Origin of the sequence: Kingella negevensis (assembly GCF_030177895.1) — a bacterium.
Taxonomy (GTDB): domain Bacteria; phylum Pseudomonadota; class Gammaproteobacteria; order Burkholderiales; family Neisseriaceae; genus Kingella_C; species Kingella_C negevensis.
On the sequence record NZ_CP123448.1, the window covers coordinates 758,045 to 773,323 of the forward strand.

Annotated in this window: 12 protein-coding genes and 4 pseudogenes; 5 read left to right on the forward strand and 11 right to left on the reverse strand. The window is 42.0% G+C overall.

The annotated features are described in order from the left end of the window. Positions 1–89: 89 nt before the first annotated feature. The 3 genes and pseudogenes from QEO93_RS04225 to QEO93_RS04235 all read right to left on the reverse strand — a co-directional run. Positions 90–329, reverse strand: a pseudogene (locus QEO93_RS04225) (DUF1330 domain-containing protein); the annotation flags it as partial. A 156-nt stretch (positions 330–485) separates the two neighbouring features. Next, positions 486–2,399, reverse strand: coding sequence for a threonine--tRNA ligase (thrS, locus tag QEO93_RS04230; protein WP_003786176.1), 1,914 nt, complete (start codon positions 2,397–2,399; stop codon positions 486–488). Between the two features lie 130 nt (positions 2,400–2,529). After that, positions 2,530–4,851 (reverse strand): annotated as a pseudogene (locus QEO93_RS04235) (type I restriction endonuclease subunit R, EcoR124 family); the annotation flags it as partial. 76 nt (positions 4,852–4,927) lie between these two features. On the opposite strand from QEO93_RS04235, the gene QEO93_RS04240 reads away from it, so the two are divergent. Continuing rightward, on the forward strand, positions 4,928–5,683 hold the full coding sequence (locus tag QEO93_RS04240; RefSeq protein ID WP_085815434.1) for an IS5 family transposase: 756 nt from the start codon (positions 4,928–4,930) through the stop codon (positions 5,681–5,683). A 24-nt stretch (positions 5,684–5,707) separates the two neighbouring features. Here QEO93_RS04240 and QEO93_RS04245 read toward each other — a convergent pair. The 6 genes and pseudogenes from QEO93_RS04245 to QEO93_RS04270 form a co-directional block, all read right to left on the reverse strand. Then, positions 5,708–6,484: pseudogene (locus QEO93_RS04245) on the reverse strand (type I restriction endonuclease); the annotation flags it as partial. Between the two features lie 114 nt (positions 6,485–6,598). Further along, the gene (locus QEO93_RS04250; RefSeq protein WP_284627621.1) at positions 6,599–7,801 is read right to left on the reverse strand and encodes a restriction endonuclease subunit S; all 1,203 of its coding nucleotides are present in this window, start codon (positions 7,799–7,801) and stop codon (positions 6,599–6,601) included. 187 nt (positions 7,802–7,988) lie between these two features. Beyond that, positions 7,989–9,533: pseudogene (locus QEO93_RS04255) on the reverse strand (type I restriction-modification system subunit M). Between the two features lie 95 nt (positions 9,534–9,628). Continuing rightward, the gene (locus QEO93_RS04260) at positions 9,629–9,799 is read right to left on the reverse strand and encodes a zf-HC2 domain-containing protein (protein ID WP_081907001.1); all 171 of its coding nucleotides are present in this window, start codon (positions 9,797–9,799) and stop codon (positions 9,629–9,631) included. Then, complete coding sequence (locus QEO93_RS04265; RefSeq protein ID WP_032137684.1) at positions 9,796–10,383, reverse strand: sigma-70 family RNA polymerase sigma factor; 588 nt, start codon at positions 10,381–10,383, stop codon at positions 9,796–9,798. Before QEO93_RS04265 ends, QEO93_RS04260 begins: the two co-directional genes overlap by 4 nt. A gap of 204 nt (positions 10,384–10,587) precedes the next feature. After that, on the reverse strand, positions 10,588–10,830 hold the full coding sequence (locus QEO93_RS04270) for a hypothetical protein (RefSeq protein WP_032137685.1): 243 nt from the start codon (positions 10,828–10,830) through the stop codon (positions 10,588–10,590). 265 nt (positions 10,831–11,095) lie between these two features. Here QEO93_RS04270 and tgt point away from each other — a divergent pair, with 265 nt between their 5' ends. Continuing rightward, entirely contained in the window at positions 11,096–12,211 is a 1,116-nt protein-coding gene (gene tgt / locus QEO93_RS04275; protein WP_032137694.1) for a tRNA guanosine(34) transglycosylase Tgt, read from the forward strand. A gap of 137 nt (positions 12,212–12,348) precedes the next feature. On the opposite strand, the gene ruvX is transcribed toward tgt, so the two are convergent. Continuing rightward, entirely contained in the window at positions 12,349–12,819 is a 471-nt protein-coding gene (gene ruvX, locus QEO93_RS04280) for a Holliday junction resolvase RuvX (RefSeq protein ID WP_032137686.1), read from the reverse strand. Continuing rightward, positions 12,812–13,360, reverse strand: coding sequence for a YqgE/AlgH family protein (locus QEO93_RS04285; protein WP_032137695.1), 549 nt, complete (start codon positions 13,358–13,360; stop codon positions 12,812–12,814). Before QEO93_RS04285 ends, ruvX begins: the two co-directional genes overlap by 8 nt. A 477-nt stretch (positions 13,361–13,837) precedes the next feature. Here QEO93_RS04285 and QEO93_RS04290 point away from each other — a divergent pair, with 477 nt between their 5' ends. The 3 genes from QEO93_RS04290 (at position 13,838) to QEO93_RS04300 (ending at position 15,269) form a co-directional block, all read left to right on the forward strand. Next, positions 13,838–14,437 carry a flavin prenyltransferase UbiX gene (locus tag QEO93_RS04290; protein WP_245190668.1) on the forward strand — a complete coding sequence of 200 codons (600 nt, stop codon included), beginning with the start codon at positions 13,838–13,840 and terminating at the stop codon, positions 14,435–14,437. A gap of 189 nt (positions 14,438–14,626) precedes the next feature. Continuing rightward, positions 14,627–15,097 carry a copper chaperone PCu(A)C gene (locus QEO93_RS04295; protein ID WP_032137687.1) on the forward strand — a complete coding sequence of 157 codons (471 nt, stop codon included), beginning with the start codon at positions 14,627–14,629 and terminating at the stop codon, positions 15,095–15,097. Further along, complete coding sequence (locus QEO93_RS04300; RefSeq protein ID WP_143445751.1) at positions 15,081–15,269, forward strand: hypothetical protein; 189 nt, start codon at positions 15,081–15,083, stop codon at positions 15,267–15,269. Before QEO93_RS04295 ends, QEO93_RS04300 begins: the two co-directional genes overlap by 17 nt. Positions 15,270–15,279: the final 10 nt, after the last annotated feature.

Consider the following 15,279-nt stretch of genomic DNA (forward strand, 5'->3'; position numbering starts at 1 on the left):
TACTGGGGTTTTTCTATAAACCTTTATGCGCGTTTGCAAAATAAGCGAAAGGCAGCCTGAAAAGTTTTCAGGCTGCCTTTGTGAGTGTATTACGCACCGAAATTTGCACCTTCAACCAATACTGCACGACCTAACGTCGCGTTGATACGCATATTGCGCACTTGGCTGTATTCTGGACTGTTATACCATGCTTTTGCCGATTGCATATCGGGGAAACGCAACACGACAGAACCATCAATGTCTGCACCTTCCAATGCTTCGTTTTCGCCGTTGAATACGATGATTTCGCCGTTGTGTGGGGCTAATGTAGGTGCGGCTACTTCTAAATATTGGTTGTAGGCGTTTTAGTCTAACATTTTGTCGCGGATAAAAATAACGTATGTGGACATGGTTTGCTTTCTTTTTATTGGTTAATGAAAGGGAGATTACAAACGGATTTCAGGCAGCCTGAAAACCAACTTTCAGGCTGCCTGAATTTTTAAAAATTAAACTTCAACCGCTTGTTTCAATTCATCTTGCAACATCGCGATAAACTCATCAACGCTCACACTACCCAAATTATCCGCTTTTTTACGAATAGATACTTGACCGTTTTCCATTTCCTTATCGCCAACGGTTAATTGATAGGGGTAACGCATTTCGCTGTTGCTGCGGATTTTGTAGCCGATTTTTTCATTGCGAATATCCAAATCCACACGGAAACCAGCAGCCTGCAATTTCGCTTGCACTTCTTTCGCGTAATCCGCTTGTTTTTCGGTGATGTTCATCACCACCATTTGCACAGGCGCAAGCCACAATGGGAATGAGCCTGCATGTTCTTCAATCAAAATGCCGATAAAGCGTTCCAGCGAACCCAAAATGGCGCGGTGCAACATCACAGGACGTTTTTTCGTGTTGTCTTCGGCAACGTATTCCGCTTCCAAGCGTTCAGGCAGCACAAAATCCAGCTGAATCGTGCCGCATTGCCATGAACGTCCCAATGCGTCTTTGATGTGGTATTCCACTTTTGGTCCGTAGAACGCGCCTTCACCAGGTAATTCTTCCCATTCCACGCCACAAGCAGTTAAGGCATCACGCAAACCTTGTTCGGCTTTGTCCCAAATTTCTTCGCTGCCAGCGCGTTTTTCAGGGCGCAACGACAATTTAATGCTGACATTTTTGAAACCAAATTGTTGGTAAATTTTCATCACTAACAAATTGAATGCTTTGGTTTCTTCGGCGATTTGGTCTTCGGTACAGAAAATATGCGCGTCATCTTGCACAAAACCGCGTACACGCATTAAACCGTGCAATGCACCGCTTGGCTCGTTGCGGTGGCATGAACCAAATTCCGCCAAACGCATCGGCAAATCGCGGTATGAACGCAAACCGTGATTGAAAATTTGAACGTGTCCAGGGCAGTTCATGGGTTTCACGGCGTATTCGCGTTTTTCTGATGATGTCAGGAACATATTGTCTTTGTAGTTCGCCCAGTGCCCTGATTTTTCCCAGAAAGTTTTGTCCATGACTTGTGGCGTTTTCACTTCTTGGTAGCCCGCTTCGGTCAATTCGCGGCGCATGTGTTGCTCAATCACTTGCCACAATGCCCAGCCACGTGGGTGCCAGAACACCATACCTGGGGCTTCGTCTTGCAAGTGGAACAAATCTAATTGTTTGCCTAATTTGCGGTGGTCGCGTTTTTCGGCTTCTTCAATGCGAGTAATGTAGGCTTTCAGTTCGTCTTTGTTTGCCCAAGCTGTGCCGTAAATGCGTTGTAATTGTTCGTTATTGCTGTCGCCGCGCCAGTACGCACCTGACATTTTGGTCAATTTAAAATGTTTCAAAAAGCGCGTGTTTGGAACGTGTGGACCGCGACACATATCCACGTATTCTTGGTGGAAATACATGCCCATGGCTTGAATGCTGTCGTCCATGTCGTCAATCAGGCGCAATTTGTATTCTTCGCCGCGACTTTTGAAAATTTCTACGACTTCGGCGCGTGGGGTCATTTTTTTGATGACATCGTAATCTTGATTGATAAGCTGTTTCATGCGCTCTTCAATCGCTGCCATGTCTTCGGGCGTGAACGGTTTTTCAGGCAAAATATCGTAATAAAAGCCTTCTTCAATCACAGGACCGATAACCATTTTGGCAGTCGGGAATAATTGCTTAACCGCGTGTCCCACCAAGTGGGCGCATGAGTGGCGGATAATTTCCACGCCTTCTTGGTCTTTTGGCGTGATGATTTGAACGGTTGAATCTTGAGTGATTGGGTCGCAAGCGTCCACGAGTGCGCCGTTTACTTTGCCAGCCACAGTCGCTTTTGCCAAACCTGCGCCAATGCTTTCGGCGATTTGGGCAACGGTTACGGGCGATTCATATTGACGGACACTGCCGTCTGGTAGAGTAATGTTTAACATTTTGTTCTTTCTCTTTAAATGATGAAGGCTGCCTGAAGTGTTTTCAGGCAGCCTGAAAATGAATTTCTAGCGCGAAATTATAGAGAAAACAAGGGGCGTATTCAAGGCAAACCCATTTTCAGGCTGCGTTTTAAATCTCTTTGCCGATGTTTTTAAATTTCTCTACAAATCGTGAAACTCGTTCAAAAATAGACTGTTTCAAAGTGAGGTATTTTGGATTGAGCGGACTCATTTTAGGCAGCACGCCATTGAGCTCTGTGCCATTTTCGCTGGCATAACCTCGGTTCAATGAGTTAAGCAGATAACGCTTAGCGGCTTCTTCATGCAAAGATTCTTCTGCAATCAATTCTGCAGCCTCTTCTTTCAGTTTCGCTTGCGCATACTCGTAAAATGCTTGCAACATACTGGGCTTATCTTTCACTTTATCTAAATCGGTTTGATTGATGAAATCCACCACCAATGTTTCTTTGGCGCGGTTGCTGATGCTAGCACGAATCACGCGGCGAATTTCCTCAACCAGAGCAGATTTGTTTTTGATTTTTTTGTTGTGTTCAAAAACCAGTTCCAAAATATAGTCCAGATTGATTTCTTGCGATTTGAGCAAGTCCACTTCAAAAACCACATCGTCCCAATCAATTTGCGACGTTTCTTCTCGCTGTGAAGACTTGGTGCGGCGCAACCAATCGCGAATATCGTTATACGTTGAACGATAATCTTGCGCTTTTCTTTCAGGCAGCGTTTCGATGGTTTGCATTTGAGCAAAAGTTTCATCGTTCAAATAATATTTTTCTTTGAACGCAGCAACGGCTTCTTCATCGCTTGAATCCAGCTTTTGTATGGCTTGCAGCGCGGCAAATTCATCGTAATTTTGCAGCACATTTTCTACGCGCAAATATTCGCCAAACAGTTTTGCAAATTCTTTTTTATCGCTTTCTTTCTCGATTTTATCGGGTTCAGGGAAACGCTCGTTTAACTCTTTTACCACTGCCAAATAGCCTCGACGCGCTTCGCCTGTTTGCAAGTCAGTATAGCCTTCCATGTATTCGGCGTAACTTTTTTCCAGCACGACATTTTTGGTATTTTTGTTACCAAATAAGGTAATCGCGTCAATCGTTGCTTTTTCTAAATCGCGGAACGTTACGATATTGCCAAATGTTTTGGTGGCATTATAAATGCGATTGGTGCGCGAAAAGGCTTGCATCAAACCGTGATAACGCAAATTCTTATCCACGAATAACGTGTTCAAAGTCGGCGCATCAAAACCTGTTAAAAACATGCCCACTACAATCAACAAATCCACTTCCTGATTTTTCACACGTTTCGCCAAGTCGCGGTAATAATTTTGAAATTGCTTACTGTCCACGCTGTAATTGGTTTGAAAATGAACGTTGTAATCATCAATAGCAGCCTGCAAAAACTCCTTCGCGCTGGCATTCATCGCGCACACTTCAAAACTTTCGTCAGCAATGTCGCCTACTGCGTCCTGTTCTTCATTGCTGGCAAACGAGAAAATGGTTGCCACTTTAAGCGGTTTCAGGCTGCCTGATTGCGCGGTTTTAAATGCTTCATAATACGCTTTGGCGGCTTCCACGTTACTCACGGCAAACATCGCATTGAAACCCTTGCCACCTGCATTCAAACGGTGCGTTTTCTGTTTGAAATTCGCCAAAATATATTGCGTGATTTCTTCAATCCGTTTTGGGTGCAACAGAGCTTGACGATTTTCTGCGGCTGTTAGTTTTTTCTCATCGGTTTCTTTTTCTAGGGACTGAAATTGTGGGCGTACATCGTTGTAATCCACTTTGAATTTCAGCACTTTTTCATCACGAATCGCGTCGGTAATCACATATGAATGCAATTCACGACCAAACACGCTTGCGGTGGTTTCTGCACCTAATGCGTTTTCTGGAAAAATCGGTGTGCCTGTGAAACCAAATTGGCAGAATTTCTTAAATTTCCTCTTCAGATTTTTTTGCGCTTCACCAAATTGTGAGCGGTGGCATTCATCAAAAATAAATACGACGTTTTTCTGATAAATCGGTAAATTATCTTCACTTTTCATCAGGTTATTTAATTTTTGAATGGTGGTTACGATGATTTTATTGTCATCTTTTTCTAAATTCTGTTTCAATCCAGCCGTGCTGTTTGAACCATTTACGCTGTCTTCTGAAAAGCGTTGATATTCCTTCATAGTTTGATAGTCCAAGTCTTTTCTATCCACCACAAAGAACACTTTATGAATGCTGTCCAACTCTGTTGCTAAACGCGCGGCTTTAAAGCTCGTGAGCGTTTTGCCTGAGCCTGTTGTGTGCCAAATATAACCGCCGCTTTCTGTGCTGCTCCAATTTTTCGCCTGCGCAGAACTTTGGATTTTCCATAAAATCCGTTCTACTGCCGCAATTTGATACGGACGCATAATCAACAATGTGTCGCTGGTGTCAAACACCGAATAGGGGCTATTGACAATTCAAAAAAAGAGGCAAAGGATTTAAGATATTGTTTCCATACAACCATCCTAAACCTTTGCCATGTCCCGAAACACGCTTACAAATGAAACATGGTCAAGACTGTTGCCTATTTTGAAACAGCTTGGCATTTATCGCAAGAAAAATTTACGCAAAACAGTAGAAGGTATCCTGTTTCGCTTACGTACAGGCTGCCAATGGGCTGATATACCTAGTTATTTTGGTAAAGCAAACAGCCTTTACCAAAGTTTCAATCGCTGGTCTAAACGCGGTATTTTTACCAAATTATTTAAACATTTGGCAGATACACCCGATATGGAATGGGTCTTTATGGACGGTAGTCATATCCGTGTTCATCAACACGGCATGGGTAAAAAATCCATTGTGCATCAAGCTGTCGGTAAGAGTATCGGAGGTCATACGTCTAAAATTCATTTAGCGGTTGATGCTTGTGGTAATCCAATTGAATTTATGATTACAGCTGGTAATGTAAATGAGATTGTTGTTGCGCCTGATTTATTGGCACAATTGGACTTAAGTGATAATGAAACCGTGTGTGCTGATAGGGGTTTTGACAGTGATACTTTTCGTCGGTTAATTCATTCTAAACAAAGTAAAGCCAATATTCCATATAAGAAAAGTAGAGAGCATCTTAATGTGGACACAGATTGGTATTTATATAAAATCAGGCACTTGGTAGAAAACGCTTTTGCACGATTAAAGCATTTTCGTGCGCTGGCAACACGGTACGATAAATTAAAACGTAATTATGAAAGTACCGTGTCATTAGCTTGTGCTTTGATTTGGTTGAAATTATAGCTAAAATGTCATTAGCCCCTAGCGCAGCAACACACTCAACAACACATTTTTTTGAAAGAATGTCGCGGTAAAATCTTTCAAATCCTTAATTGGCTCATTATTGGCGCGCGCCCAATTCATTGTAAAATCAAAGCTATTTTTATCGCGCTGAGTGGTGTTAGCAAAATAGCGCGTATCAGTGCCATTGGAAATAACGAAAATTTGTAGATATTTGAACAGTGAATTTTCTGTATTGAAACTTTCTTTGGTGTAGCGATGAATTTGATTGAAGGCTTCTCTGATGGCTACCCCGCGTTTTTTCAGCTCAATTTGCACCAACGGCAAACCATTCACCAAAATGGTTACATCGTAACGGTTTTTATGTTTACCTGTTTGCTCAAATTGATTGATGACTTGGACAATATTTTGATTGATGTTTGTTTTGTTGAACAAATAGACGTTGCGGATTTCGCCGCTATCAAACACAAAATCTTTGATATAGTTATCGTGAACTTTGCGTGTTTTCTCAATCATATTTTCAGATGGGCAATCTAAAAACTCCACCAAAAACCGCGCCCATTCTGCATCAGAAAACACTAGCTCATTTAATTTCTGCAATTGAACGCGCACGTTTGCCAATAATTTTTCTTGTGAATTTAAATCTGTGCAATATTCAAAACCTTGATTTTGCAAATCTGCAATCAATTCTTTTTCCAGCGAGTTTTCTGATTGATAAGATGAGTCGGATTGCTCAATTTTTTCGTATTGGTCTAATACGATGAAATGATTGGTTTCAGCGATAGGGGTGGTTTCGGTGGTCATTTAGGATTCCTTCCAATAATGATAATTTTCAATTAAATGATTGAGCAAAAATTTAACTGTATTTTTTTCAGGCTGCATCAAGTGTCATTATGTACTGAAAGGCTGCCTGAAAAATTAAACGCGTGAAAAATTCAATAATTGCTCGCGATAATATTCGTATTGCTTTTGACGTAATTCGATTTCTCGTGGTAAACCTTCGCTAATGGAATTGACCAGCATGTCGAATTTATCCAAGATTTCTACGATTTTTGCTTGGGTTTCTAGTGGGGGGATTGGGATTTTAAGTTTTTCAATAGATACTCGCCCCAATCTTGGAACACTGGCTTTTCTGACTTGGTTTTTAATTATTTTTTGTTGGGAAATTAGAATGTAATACAAAAATCGTTCATTCAAATTTTCTGGGCATTCAAAATAATAACAATCGTCAGCAGCCCAAAAATCTACATAACTAAATCCAATATCACCAGCAGCACCTGCTGAAATCACAAAAGTTTTATTTGCGTTGCAATTTTTTTCATTAAAAAATCCCAATGGTTGCAAACTATTTTGATAAACAGGAAATGGACTTTCTGAATCTAATTGGCTACGAACTAATCTTTTTCCTCTACAAATTTCAACAGTTTCCCCCAACGTCTTCCATTCCACTTGCAGGCTGCCTGCAAACGGATTTTTCGGGTTTTCGCAATCCAGCAATAAATCACGATAATATTGATATTGCTTTTTGCGTGCTGTAAGCTCCGCTGTAAGTTCCGCTGTAAGTTCCGCTGTAAGTTCCGCTGTAAGTTCCGCTGTAAGTTCCGCTGTAAGTTCCGCTGTAAGTTCCGCTGTAAGTTCCGTAAAATTGTCAAGCAAGTTGACAATTTTACGTTGCAGGGCAAGTGGGGGGATTGGGATTAGCTTTTTTGCATAATTTCCAATCCATTGACGTTTATGGTCATTGTCGCTTTGTTCATTTGGCAGTGTATTAAGCCAATAATAAATATATTTCAAAATATATTTTTCTTCATCTGCCGATGTAATCATTTTCATCGCCGAAGATTTAGCTTTAAAGTCAAAATCAACCCATTTATTCGCTGTCGTAAAATCATCAAAAATGATAACGGGATTATCTGAAGCAGGGTAAATGCCTGTGGTTTCATCGGTATAACCTAAAATAAAAGTTTTTCCTGCGGTTAAAACTGGCGTGGAATATTCATCTTTATAATCTGTAGATTTAACAAGATATTTACTTGGTTGTTCATAATTTGTAACTTCTCCCAACGGCTTCCACTCCACCGATGCCGTCTGAATTTTTTGTAAGATATTTTGTTTTTGCATTTTTTGTTGTCCTTTGGTTTTCAGGCAGCCTTTCGGTACACGACAAAATAATGGAACGGGGGGGTAGCTTGCCCCCAAAATCGTTAAATTTTCGCGGCTTTTGTGGGCTGACAACCCACGCTCCACAGCAACATTTTCATTTTTTGTCGTGTACTGAAAGGCAGCCTGAAAAATATTCGTTTATTTTTTACGCTTCAATTTCTGCCACAATTTTGTTGATTTCGTTACGTAAGCCGTCAATTTTTTGCACAGTTTCGCTGATTTGGGCGTTGAGTTCGGTGATGTTAATCACTTCGCGCGTGTCTTTTTGTTCCACATACGAGCTGACGGCTAAATTGTAGTCGTTGGCTTTAATCGTTTCTACATCAACAGATTGCGCTTTGTGGGCAACATCGGCTTTGTCGGCAAATAATTGGACGATTTGGGCGATGTGTTAATCGGTTAAAACGTTGTTATTGGTTTCTTTTTTAAACAATTCGCTGGCATCAATAAATTGCACTTTGGTGTCTTTTTTGCCTTTAGATAAGACTAAAATATTCACGGCAATCGATGTGCCATAGAATAAGTTGGCAGGCAAAGCAATCACAGTTTCAACAAAGTTGTTTTCCACCAAATACTGACGGATTTTTTGCTCTGCACCACCTCGGTAGAAAATACCTGGGAAAGTAACAATTGCGGCGCGACCTTTTGGCGATAAGTAGCTGAGTGCATGCAAAATAAAAGCAAAATCAGCTTTTGATTTGGGTGCCAACACGCCTGCTGGTGCAAAACGGTCATCGTTAATCAAGGTTGGGTCATCGCTGCCAATCCAGTTAATAGAATATGGCGGGTTAGACACGATGGCATCAAATGGTTTTTCATCGCCAAATTCTGGGTTAAGCAAAGTGTCGCCCAATGAAATTTGGAATTTGTCGTAGTTGATGTTGTGCAAAAACATGTTCATACGTGCAAGGTTATAGGTAGTGTGATTGATTTCTTGCCCGTAGAAGCCATCGGTGATGATGTGGTCATCAAATTGCTTTTTGGCTTGCAACAATAAGCTGCCTGAACCGCAAGCAGGGTCGTAAATTTTGTTGATGCTGCTTTGTCCATGAATGGCGAGCTGGGCAATCAGTTTAGACACGTTTTGTGGAGTGAAAAATTCACCACCTGATTTACCTGCGTTGGCAGCGTAATTAGAAATCAGAAATTCATACGCATCACCAAATAGGTCGATATGATTGTCTTCAAAATCACCAAAATCTAGGTCTGCCACGCCTTTTAATACGGCGGCTAAACGTTTGTTTTTATCGACGACAGTGTTGCCCAAGCGAGTGGAAGTGGTATCAAAATCGGCAAACAAGCCTTTGATGTCGCTTTCAGATGGGTAGCCTGAAGCAGATGATTCGATGGCATCAAATACTTTTTTCAAATCGGTATTCAAATCATCGTTTGAATGAGCGGTTTTGGCTACGTTGCAGAACAGTTGGCTGGGATAGATGAAGTAGCCTTTTGTTTTGATGGTATCGCTTTTGATTTGTTCTAGGATAGGATTATCATCTGCAAATTCAGCATAGTTCACACTATCGTCGCCACTTTCCATGTATGACGCGAAGTTTTCGCTGATGAAACGATAAAACAGTGTGCCTAAAACGTATTGTTTGAAATCCCAGCCATCTACTGAGCCGCGTACTTCGTTGGCAATTTGCCAAATACGGCGTTGGAGTTCTGCGCGTTGTTGCAATGCTGTCATTTTGTTTACCTTTTGCGTTGGTTAAATCGGGTTAAATAATATGCGATTATACCGTGTAATAGGTGAACTTCTATGCTTTCAGGCTGCCTGAAAACTTAAAACAGCTTTTTAATTGCTTTTTCAATCACATCAATCTGTTGTTTATACGCGCGGCAATGTGGACAGACCAGTAAATGTGTCTGTAAAAAGAGTTTTTCTTTGGCATCTAATGGCAATTTATCGTGTTGTTTGGAAATGAGCACGGTGGCTTTGCGACATTTTTTCATACTAATTCCTTGTAGTTAAACCATTTGATTTGTAAACATTGGCGCAATCCTTCACGAGCGCGGTGCATGGTGGTGTGAAAATTGGCGCGTGTGATGTGGCATTGCTGGATAATTTCGTTGCTTTCCAGTCCAAGAATTTCGGACATCATAAACACGCGCGATAGATTTTCAGGCAGCCCATACAGGCAAACTTGCAAAACGTCATAAAACTCTTTGGTGTTGAGGCTTTGCTCTGGATTTTGCCATGGGCTTGGGCGGTCTTCGACTGTCCAATGCCCATCTTCAGCAAAGCAGCTTTCAAACCAATCGTCCATTTGCTCTTCTGCTGGCGCGACAAAGACGGCTTTTTGCGTGGATTGCTGCCTGAAATGGTCAATTAATTTGTTTTTTAAAATGCTGATGAGCCAACTGGTTAGCCGTGCCTCACCGCGAAATTTATCGGCAGATTTGTAGGCGGAAAGCAGGGTTTCTTGTACCAAATCTTCGGCAAAATCGGTGTCGTATGGGAGTTGTATATTGGCAAAGCGCAGTAGGTTTCTGCGAACGTTTGCTAATTCTTCGGCGGAAATATGGGTAAGTGGCATAATTTTTTCTTTTTCAGGCTGCCTGAATTTATAAAATAGTCGTTCCCTTTGACTAAAAGGGAACGACTCTCTTCTCTATAGTTAATGCACTTATTTTTTAATACTGCGTTGCCAACGCCCTTATGTACTATTCGTACACAGCGGGTGTTGTCGCCTTGTCTTAAAAAATAATTGCATCAACTCTATTTCTCCAAAAATTATAAATTATTTTTTCATGTGTTTCGATGACATATTTTTAGATTTCATCATCTGTTTTTTCATCGGCTTCATTTTTTTCTCAGCCATCGGTTTCATGTCTGCGGTTTTCATGTCCGTCATCTGCATGGTTTCGTTCATCATCGGTTTTGCCATGCTATCGTTCATTGCTGGCTGGTTCATCATATTGTTGTCTGCATTTGCGGCTACTGAAAATAAACCTGCCAAAACCAAAATGCTTAATTTTTTCATAATCAAAATTCCTATGTAGTTAAAAAAAGTGTGATTGAAACAAAATAATTGTTTCTTTCATTCCATTAGACGAATGACAACGCAAAATCTGACACAAAAATGACAACTATTTTTTATCTAATTGATTTCTATCAAAAAGAAAATGAAATTTTAATGCAAATTCTTTTTCAGGCTGCCTGAAAAAGGGTTTTACTTATATAATGCCAACTTTATTTTTCAGGCTGCATGTCGAATGCAGCCTGAAAACCATTTACAAGGAAAGTTTATGTTGAATTTTACGTTACACAAAAAAGATGGCTACGCACGGCGCGGCACGGTGGAACTCAATCACGGCAAAGTGGAAACGCCTGTATTTATGCCTGTTGGCACGGTGGGTTCGGTGAAATCCATGACACCGCAAGGTCTGCACGACATCAAAGCGCAAATTATTTTAGGCAACACTTATCATTTGTGGCTGCGTCCAGGATTGGAAGTGATTGAACAATTTGGCGGTTTGCACGATTTCATCGGCTGGGATAAACCAATTTTGACGGATTCAGGTGGTTTCCAAGTATTCTCGCTGACAGATTTGCGCAAATTGACCGAAGACGGTTGCACGTTCAAAAGCCCAATCAATGGCGATAAATTGTTCTTGTCACCTGAAGTTTCCATGAAAATTCAAACGGTTTTGAACTCTGATATTGTGATGCAGTTGGACGAATGTACCCCAGGGGAAGCCTCTCACGCACAAGCGAAAAAATCGCTGGAAATGTCTTTGCGTTGGGCAGAGCGCAGCAAAAAAGCGTTTGAAGATTTGAAAAATCCAAATGCGTTGTTCGGGATTATTCAAGGCGCGATGTATGAAGATTTGCGTGAACAATCATTGCGTGGATTGGAAGACATTGGTTTTAAAGGGATTGCGATTGGCGGTTTATCGGTGGGCGAGCCTAAACCTGAAATGTATCGCATGCTTCGTGCGCTTGCACCGATGCTGCCTGAAAACAAACCGCATTATTTGATGGGCGTGGGTACGCCTGAAGATTTGGTGTACGGTGTGGCGCATGGCGTGGATATGTTTGACTGTGTGATGCCAACGCGAAACGCGCGAAATGGTTGGTTGTTTACGCGTTTTGGCGATTTGAAAATTCGCAATGCAAAACATCGTTTTGACAAACGTCCGCTTGATGAAAGCTGCACTTGCTACACTTGCCAAAACTTCAGCCGCTCATATTTGCACCATTTAGACCGTGCGAAAGAAATGCTGGGGGCGCAGTTGAATACGATTCACAATTTGCATTTCTATCAAGTGATTATGGCGGAAATGCGCGAAGCGATTGAGCAAGGGAAATTTGCCGATTGGCAAGCGCAATTCCATGAAAACCGTGCGCGTGGTACGGACTAATGCAAAAGCAGCCTGAAAAGTTTTCAGGCTGCGTTTTTTTATAGTTGATGTACATTTTTTGATACAAGGCGACAACGCCCGTCGTGTGCACGTGGCACATAAGGACGTTGGCAACTCAGTAGCAAAAGATAAGTGCATTAACTATATTCCTCACGACCATTAAAATATTCCACCGCCCCACCCTCAAAAAAGCTCTGCAAAATCGCCTGAGCCGCCACTTGGTCGAGCATCGGTTTTTGTTTACGCCCACGCACACCACTTTCGCGCAGCAATTCTTCCGCGTAAACCGACGACAATCGTTCATCTACCCAATACACAGGCAGCCTGAAACGTCCATTCAGTCGGCGACCAAATTTCCGCGCCAACTGCGTTAATTCGTGTTCCGTGCCGTCCGTATGCGTTGGCAAACCGACTACCAACATTTCAGGCTGCCACTCTTTAATTTGCTGCTCAATTTTCGCAAATTTCTCATCGTTACTATTGCCTGTAATCGTGATAATCGGGTGCGCAATCGCAATGCTGCAATCGCCTTGCGCCACGCCAATGCGCGTTTCGCCAAAATCAAAAGCCAAGCAACCGCCTTGCGTTGGCGCGAAAAAATTAGGCATGACCCATCACTCCCATCAACTGTTCGCGGCGAATGCCCAATTTATCAAACGCCGCTTGATAGCGTTCTTCCAAAGGCAACCTGAAAACAATATCGTTATCCGCAGGCACAACCAGCCAAGTATTTTTGGCGATTTCGTCTTCCAACTGCCCTGCTTTCCAGCTGGAATAACCAATCGTTACCAACGCGTTTTCTACTAAATTTTCCTCGCTCATCGCCTCAATCACATCGCGCGAAGTCGTCAAAGCCATATCATCGTTTACGATTAAGCTGTGCTGCCAATTGCCCACAGGCGTATGCACCACAAAGCCTCTTTCAGGCTGCAAAGGCCCACCCAGCAACACATATTGATTGTGAAAACGATCAGGAATTTTCTTGCCTGCCGACACAAAAATCACGCCCATATCTACTGGCGACGGCTTATTCAGCACCACGCCCATTGCGCCATTTTCAGTATGTTCGCAAATCAGCACCACGCTATCGGCAAAAAACGCGTCTTTAAGCTGCGGCATGGCAATAAGAAAATGATTGGTTAAATTCATCATATAAAACTTCGTTCATTTAAGAGAGAAAGTCAAATAAGGGCTACACGCTTATTTTTCAAGATGGAAATCTGGCTTTTCAGGCAGCCTGAAAAATAAATCATTATAAAATTTACAGCAAAAAGACATAATGATAGAATAACCATTCAAGTTTTATATCATTTTTTTAATACAAACGGAGTAAACATGGCAACTATTCAAGAAATTCGCTTAGTTAATTTTGAACAATTGATTCGAGAAGCAGGCAACGTCGCAGAATTATCACGCTTATGCGGTTACGATAAACCTGCTTATTTCTACCAAATTCGCTCACAAAAGCCTAATTCACAAGGCAAAATTCTGCAAATTGGCAATCGCGTTGCTGCTGCATTGGAACAGGGCATGAACAAACCTAAAGGCTGGTTGAGCCAAGACCACAGCCAAGCTGCTGCACAACCTGCATTCACGCCAGCCGTTTCAGGCAGCCTGAAAAACGAAATTCAAACGGTTACTTTAGCATTCACAGGCGCGTCAGGTTTTCCTTATGGCTGGCGTTTGTTGGAAACTTTATTGGCGGCGGGTAAAAACGTGTATGTGCTGTTTTCACAAGCCGCTCGCGTGGTAGCAAAACAAGAAATGAACTTGGACTTGCCAGCCGAAGCGGAAAAAATCCAAGCGCATTTGCAAGCCCATTTCAATGTAGACGCCAGCCGTTTACGCGTGTTCGCACAAGATGACTGGTTCGCACCAATCGCTTCAGGCACTGGCACTGCGGATGCGATGGTGATTTGTCCTGCCAGCATGGGCACAATCGCAGCGATTGCACATGGCACATCAGACAGCTTAATGGAACGTGCGGCTGATGTGGCAATCAAAGAAAAACGTCCATTGGTGTTAGTGCCACGCGAAGCTCCACTTTCTGCGCTGCATTTGGAAAACTTGCTGAAATTGGCGCGATTAGGCTGCACCATTTTGCCACCTGCCGCTGGTTTCTATCATCAGCCCAAAACCGTTGATGATATAATTAACTTTGTGGTGGCACGCATTCTTGACCAACTGCGTATTTCGCACAACATTATCCAATCTTGGGGTAAATAATTTGTGGAAGGTTTGTATGAACTGGTTTCTTTATTGGTTCATTTTGTCGCATGGCTGTTTAGCCTGTTTAAACCTGATTAAACTGTTTGATTTTCATCAAAACATTTTAGAAATGTCTTTCTTATAATCTCGAGTGTAACGCTAGGTTTTTAGTGTTGCACTCTTCTTATTTTACTTTGGAGAACGTCCATGAAAAAAACAGTTTTTACTTTAGCAGCTGCTTTATTGTGCAACATGGCTATGGCGCAAGGCATTGAAACCAGCGAAGTTTACGCTCGCCCAACCGTGGAAGGTATGCACGCAAGCGGTGTATTCTTAAATTTCAACAATACAGACAAACAAAATGATAAATTGATTGGTGCGGAAGTGGATGCGAAATTGGCAACCGCTCAAATTCACAATCACATCAATGAAAACGGTGTAATGAAAATGCGAGAAGTAAAAGGCGGCGTGGATTTGCCAGCAGGTCAAACTCAAGCCTTTCAACCAGGTAGCTATCACATTATGCTGATGAATTTGCAAAAAACTTTGAAAGTGGGCGATACTTTCCCATTAACTTTGAAGTTTGAACGCAATAAACCGCAAACCGTTACCGTTACTGTGAAAGAAATGGGACACATGGCAGGTCATCAACACGGTAAGCATGAGCATAAACATTAATACAAAACGCAGCCTGAAAAATAGTTTTCAGGCTGCGTTTTATTATATGAGTATCTGCACAAATCTGGAGCGTCGGTGGCTTGCCGACATTATCGCTAATCATCAAGAAGATAAGCTCAATTTGTGCAAAAAATATCGGCGAACCGCCGACGCTCCACCGCAATATTTATAAAATTTCAGAC

Coding starts and splice junctions, on each gene's coding strand:
- thrS (WP_003786176.1), bottom strand. CDS start 2,399: ATGTTAAACATTACTCTACCAGACGGCAGTGTCCGTCAATATGAATCG.
- QEO93_RS04240 (WP_085815434.1), top strand. CDS start 4,928: ATGTCCCGAAACACGCTTACAAATGAAACATGGTCAAGACTGTTGCCT.
- QEO93_RS04250 (WP_284627621.1), bottom strand. CDS start 7,801: ATGCAAAAACAAAATATCTTACAAAAAATTCAGACGGCATCGGTGGAG.
- QEO93_RS04260 (WP_081907001.1), bottom strand. CDS start 9,799: ATGAAAAAATGTCGCAAAGCCACCGTGCTCATTTCCAAACAACACGAT.
- QEO93_RS04265 (WP_032137684.1), bottom strand. CDS start 10,383: ATGCCACTTACCCATATTTCCGCCGAAGAATTAGCAAACGTTCGCAGA.
- QEO93_RS04270 (WP_032137685.1), bottom strand. CDS start 10,830: ATGAAAAAATTAAGCATTTTGGTTTTGGCAGGTTTATTTTCAGTAGCC.
- tgt (WP_032137694.1), top strand. CDS start 11,096: ATGTTGAATTTTACGTTACACAAAAAAGATGGCTACGCACGGCGCGGC.
- ruvX (WP_032137686.1), bottom strand. CDS start 12,819: ATGCCTAATTTTTTCGCGCCAACGCAAGGCGGTTGCTTGGCTTTTGAT.
- QEO93_RS04285 (WP_032137695.1), bottom strand. CDS start 13,360: ATGAATTTAACCAATCATTTTCTTATTGCCATGCCGCAGCTTAAAGAC.
- QEO93_RS04295 (WP_032137687.1), top strand. CDS start 14,627: ATGAAAAAAACAGTTTTTACTTTAGCAGCTGCTTTATTGTGCAACATG.
- QEO93_RS04300 (WP_143445751.1), top strand. CDS start 15,081: ATGAGCATAAACATTAATACAAAACGCAGCCTGAAAAATAGTTTTCAG.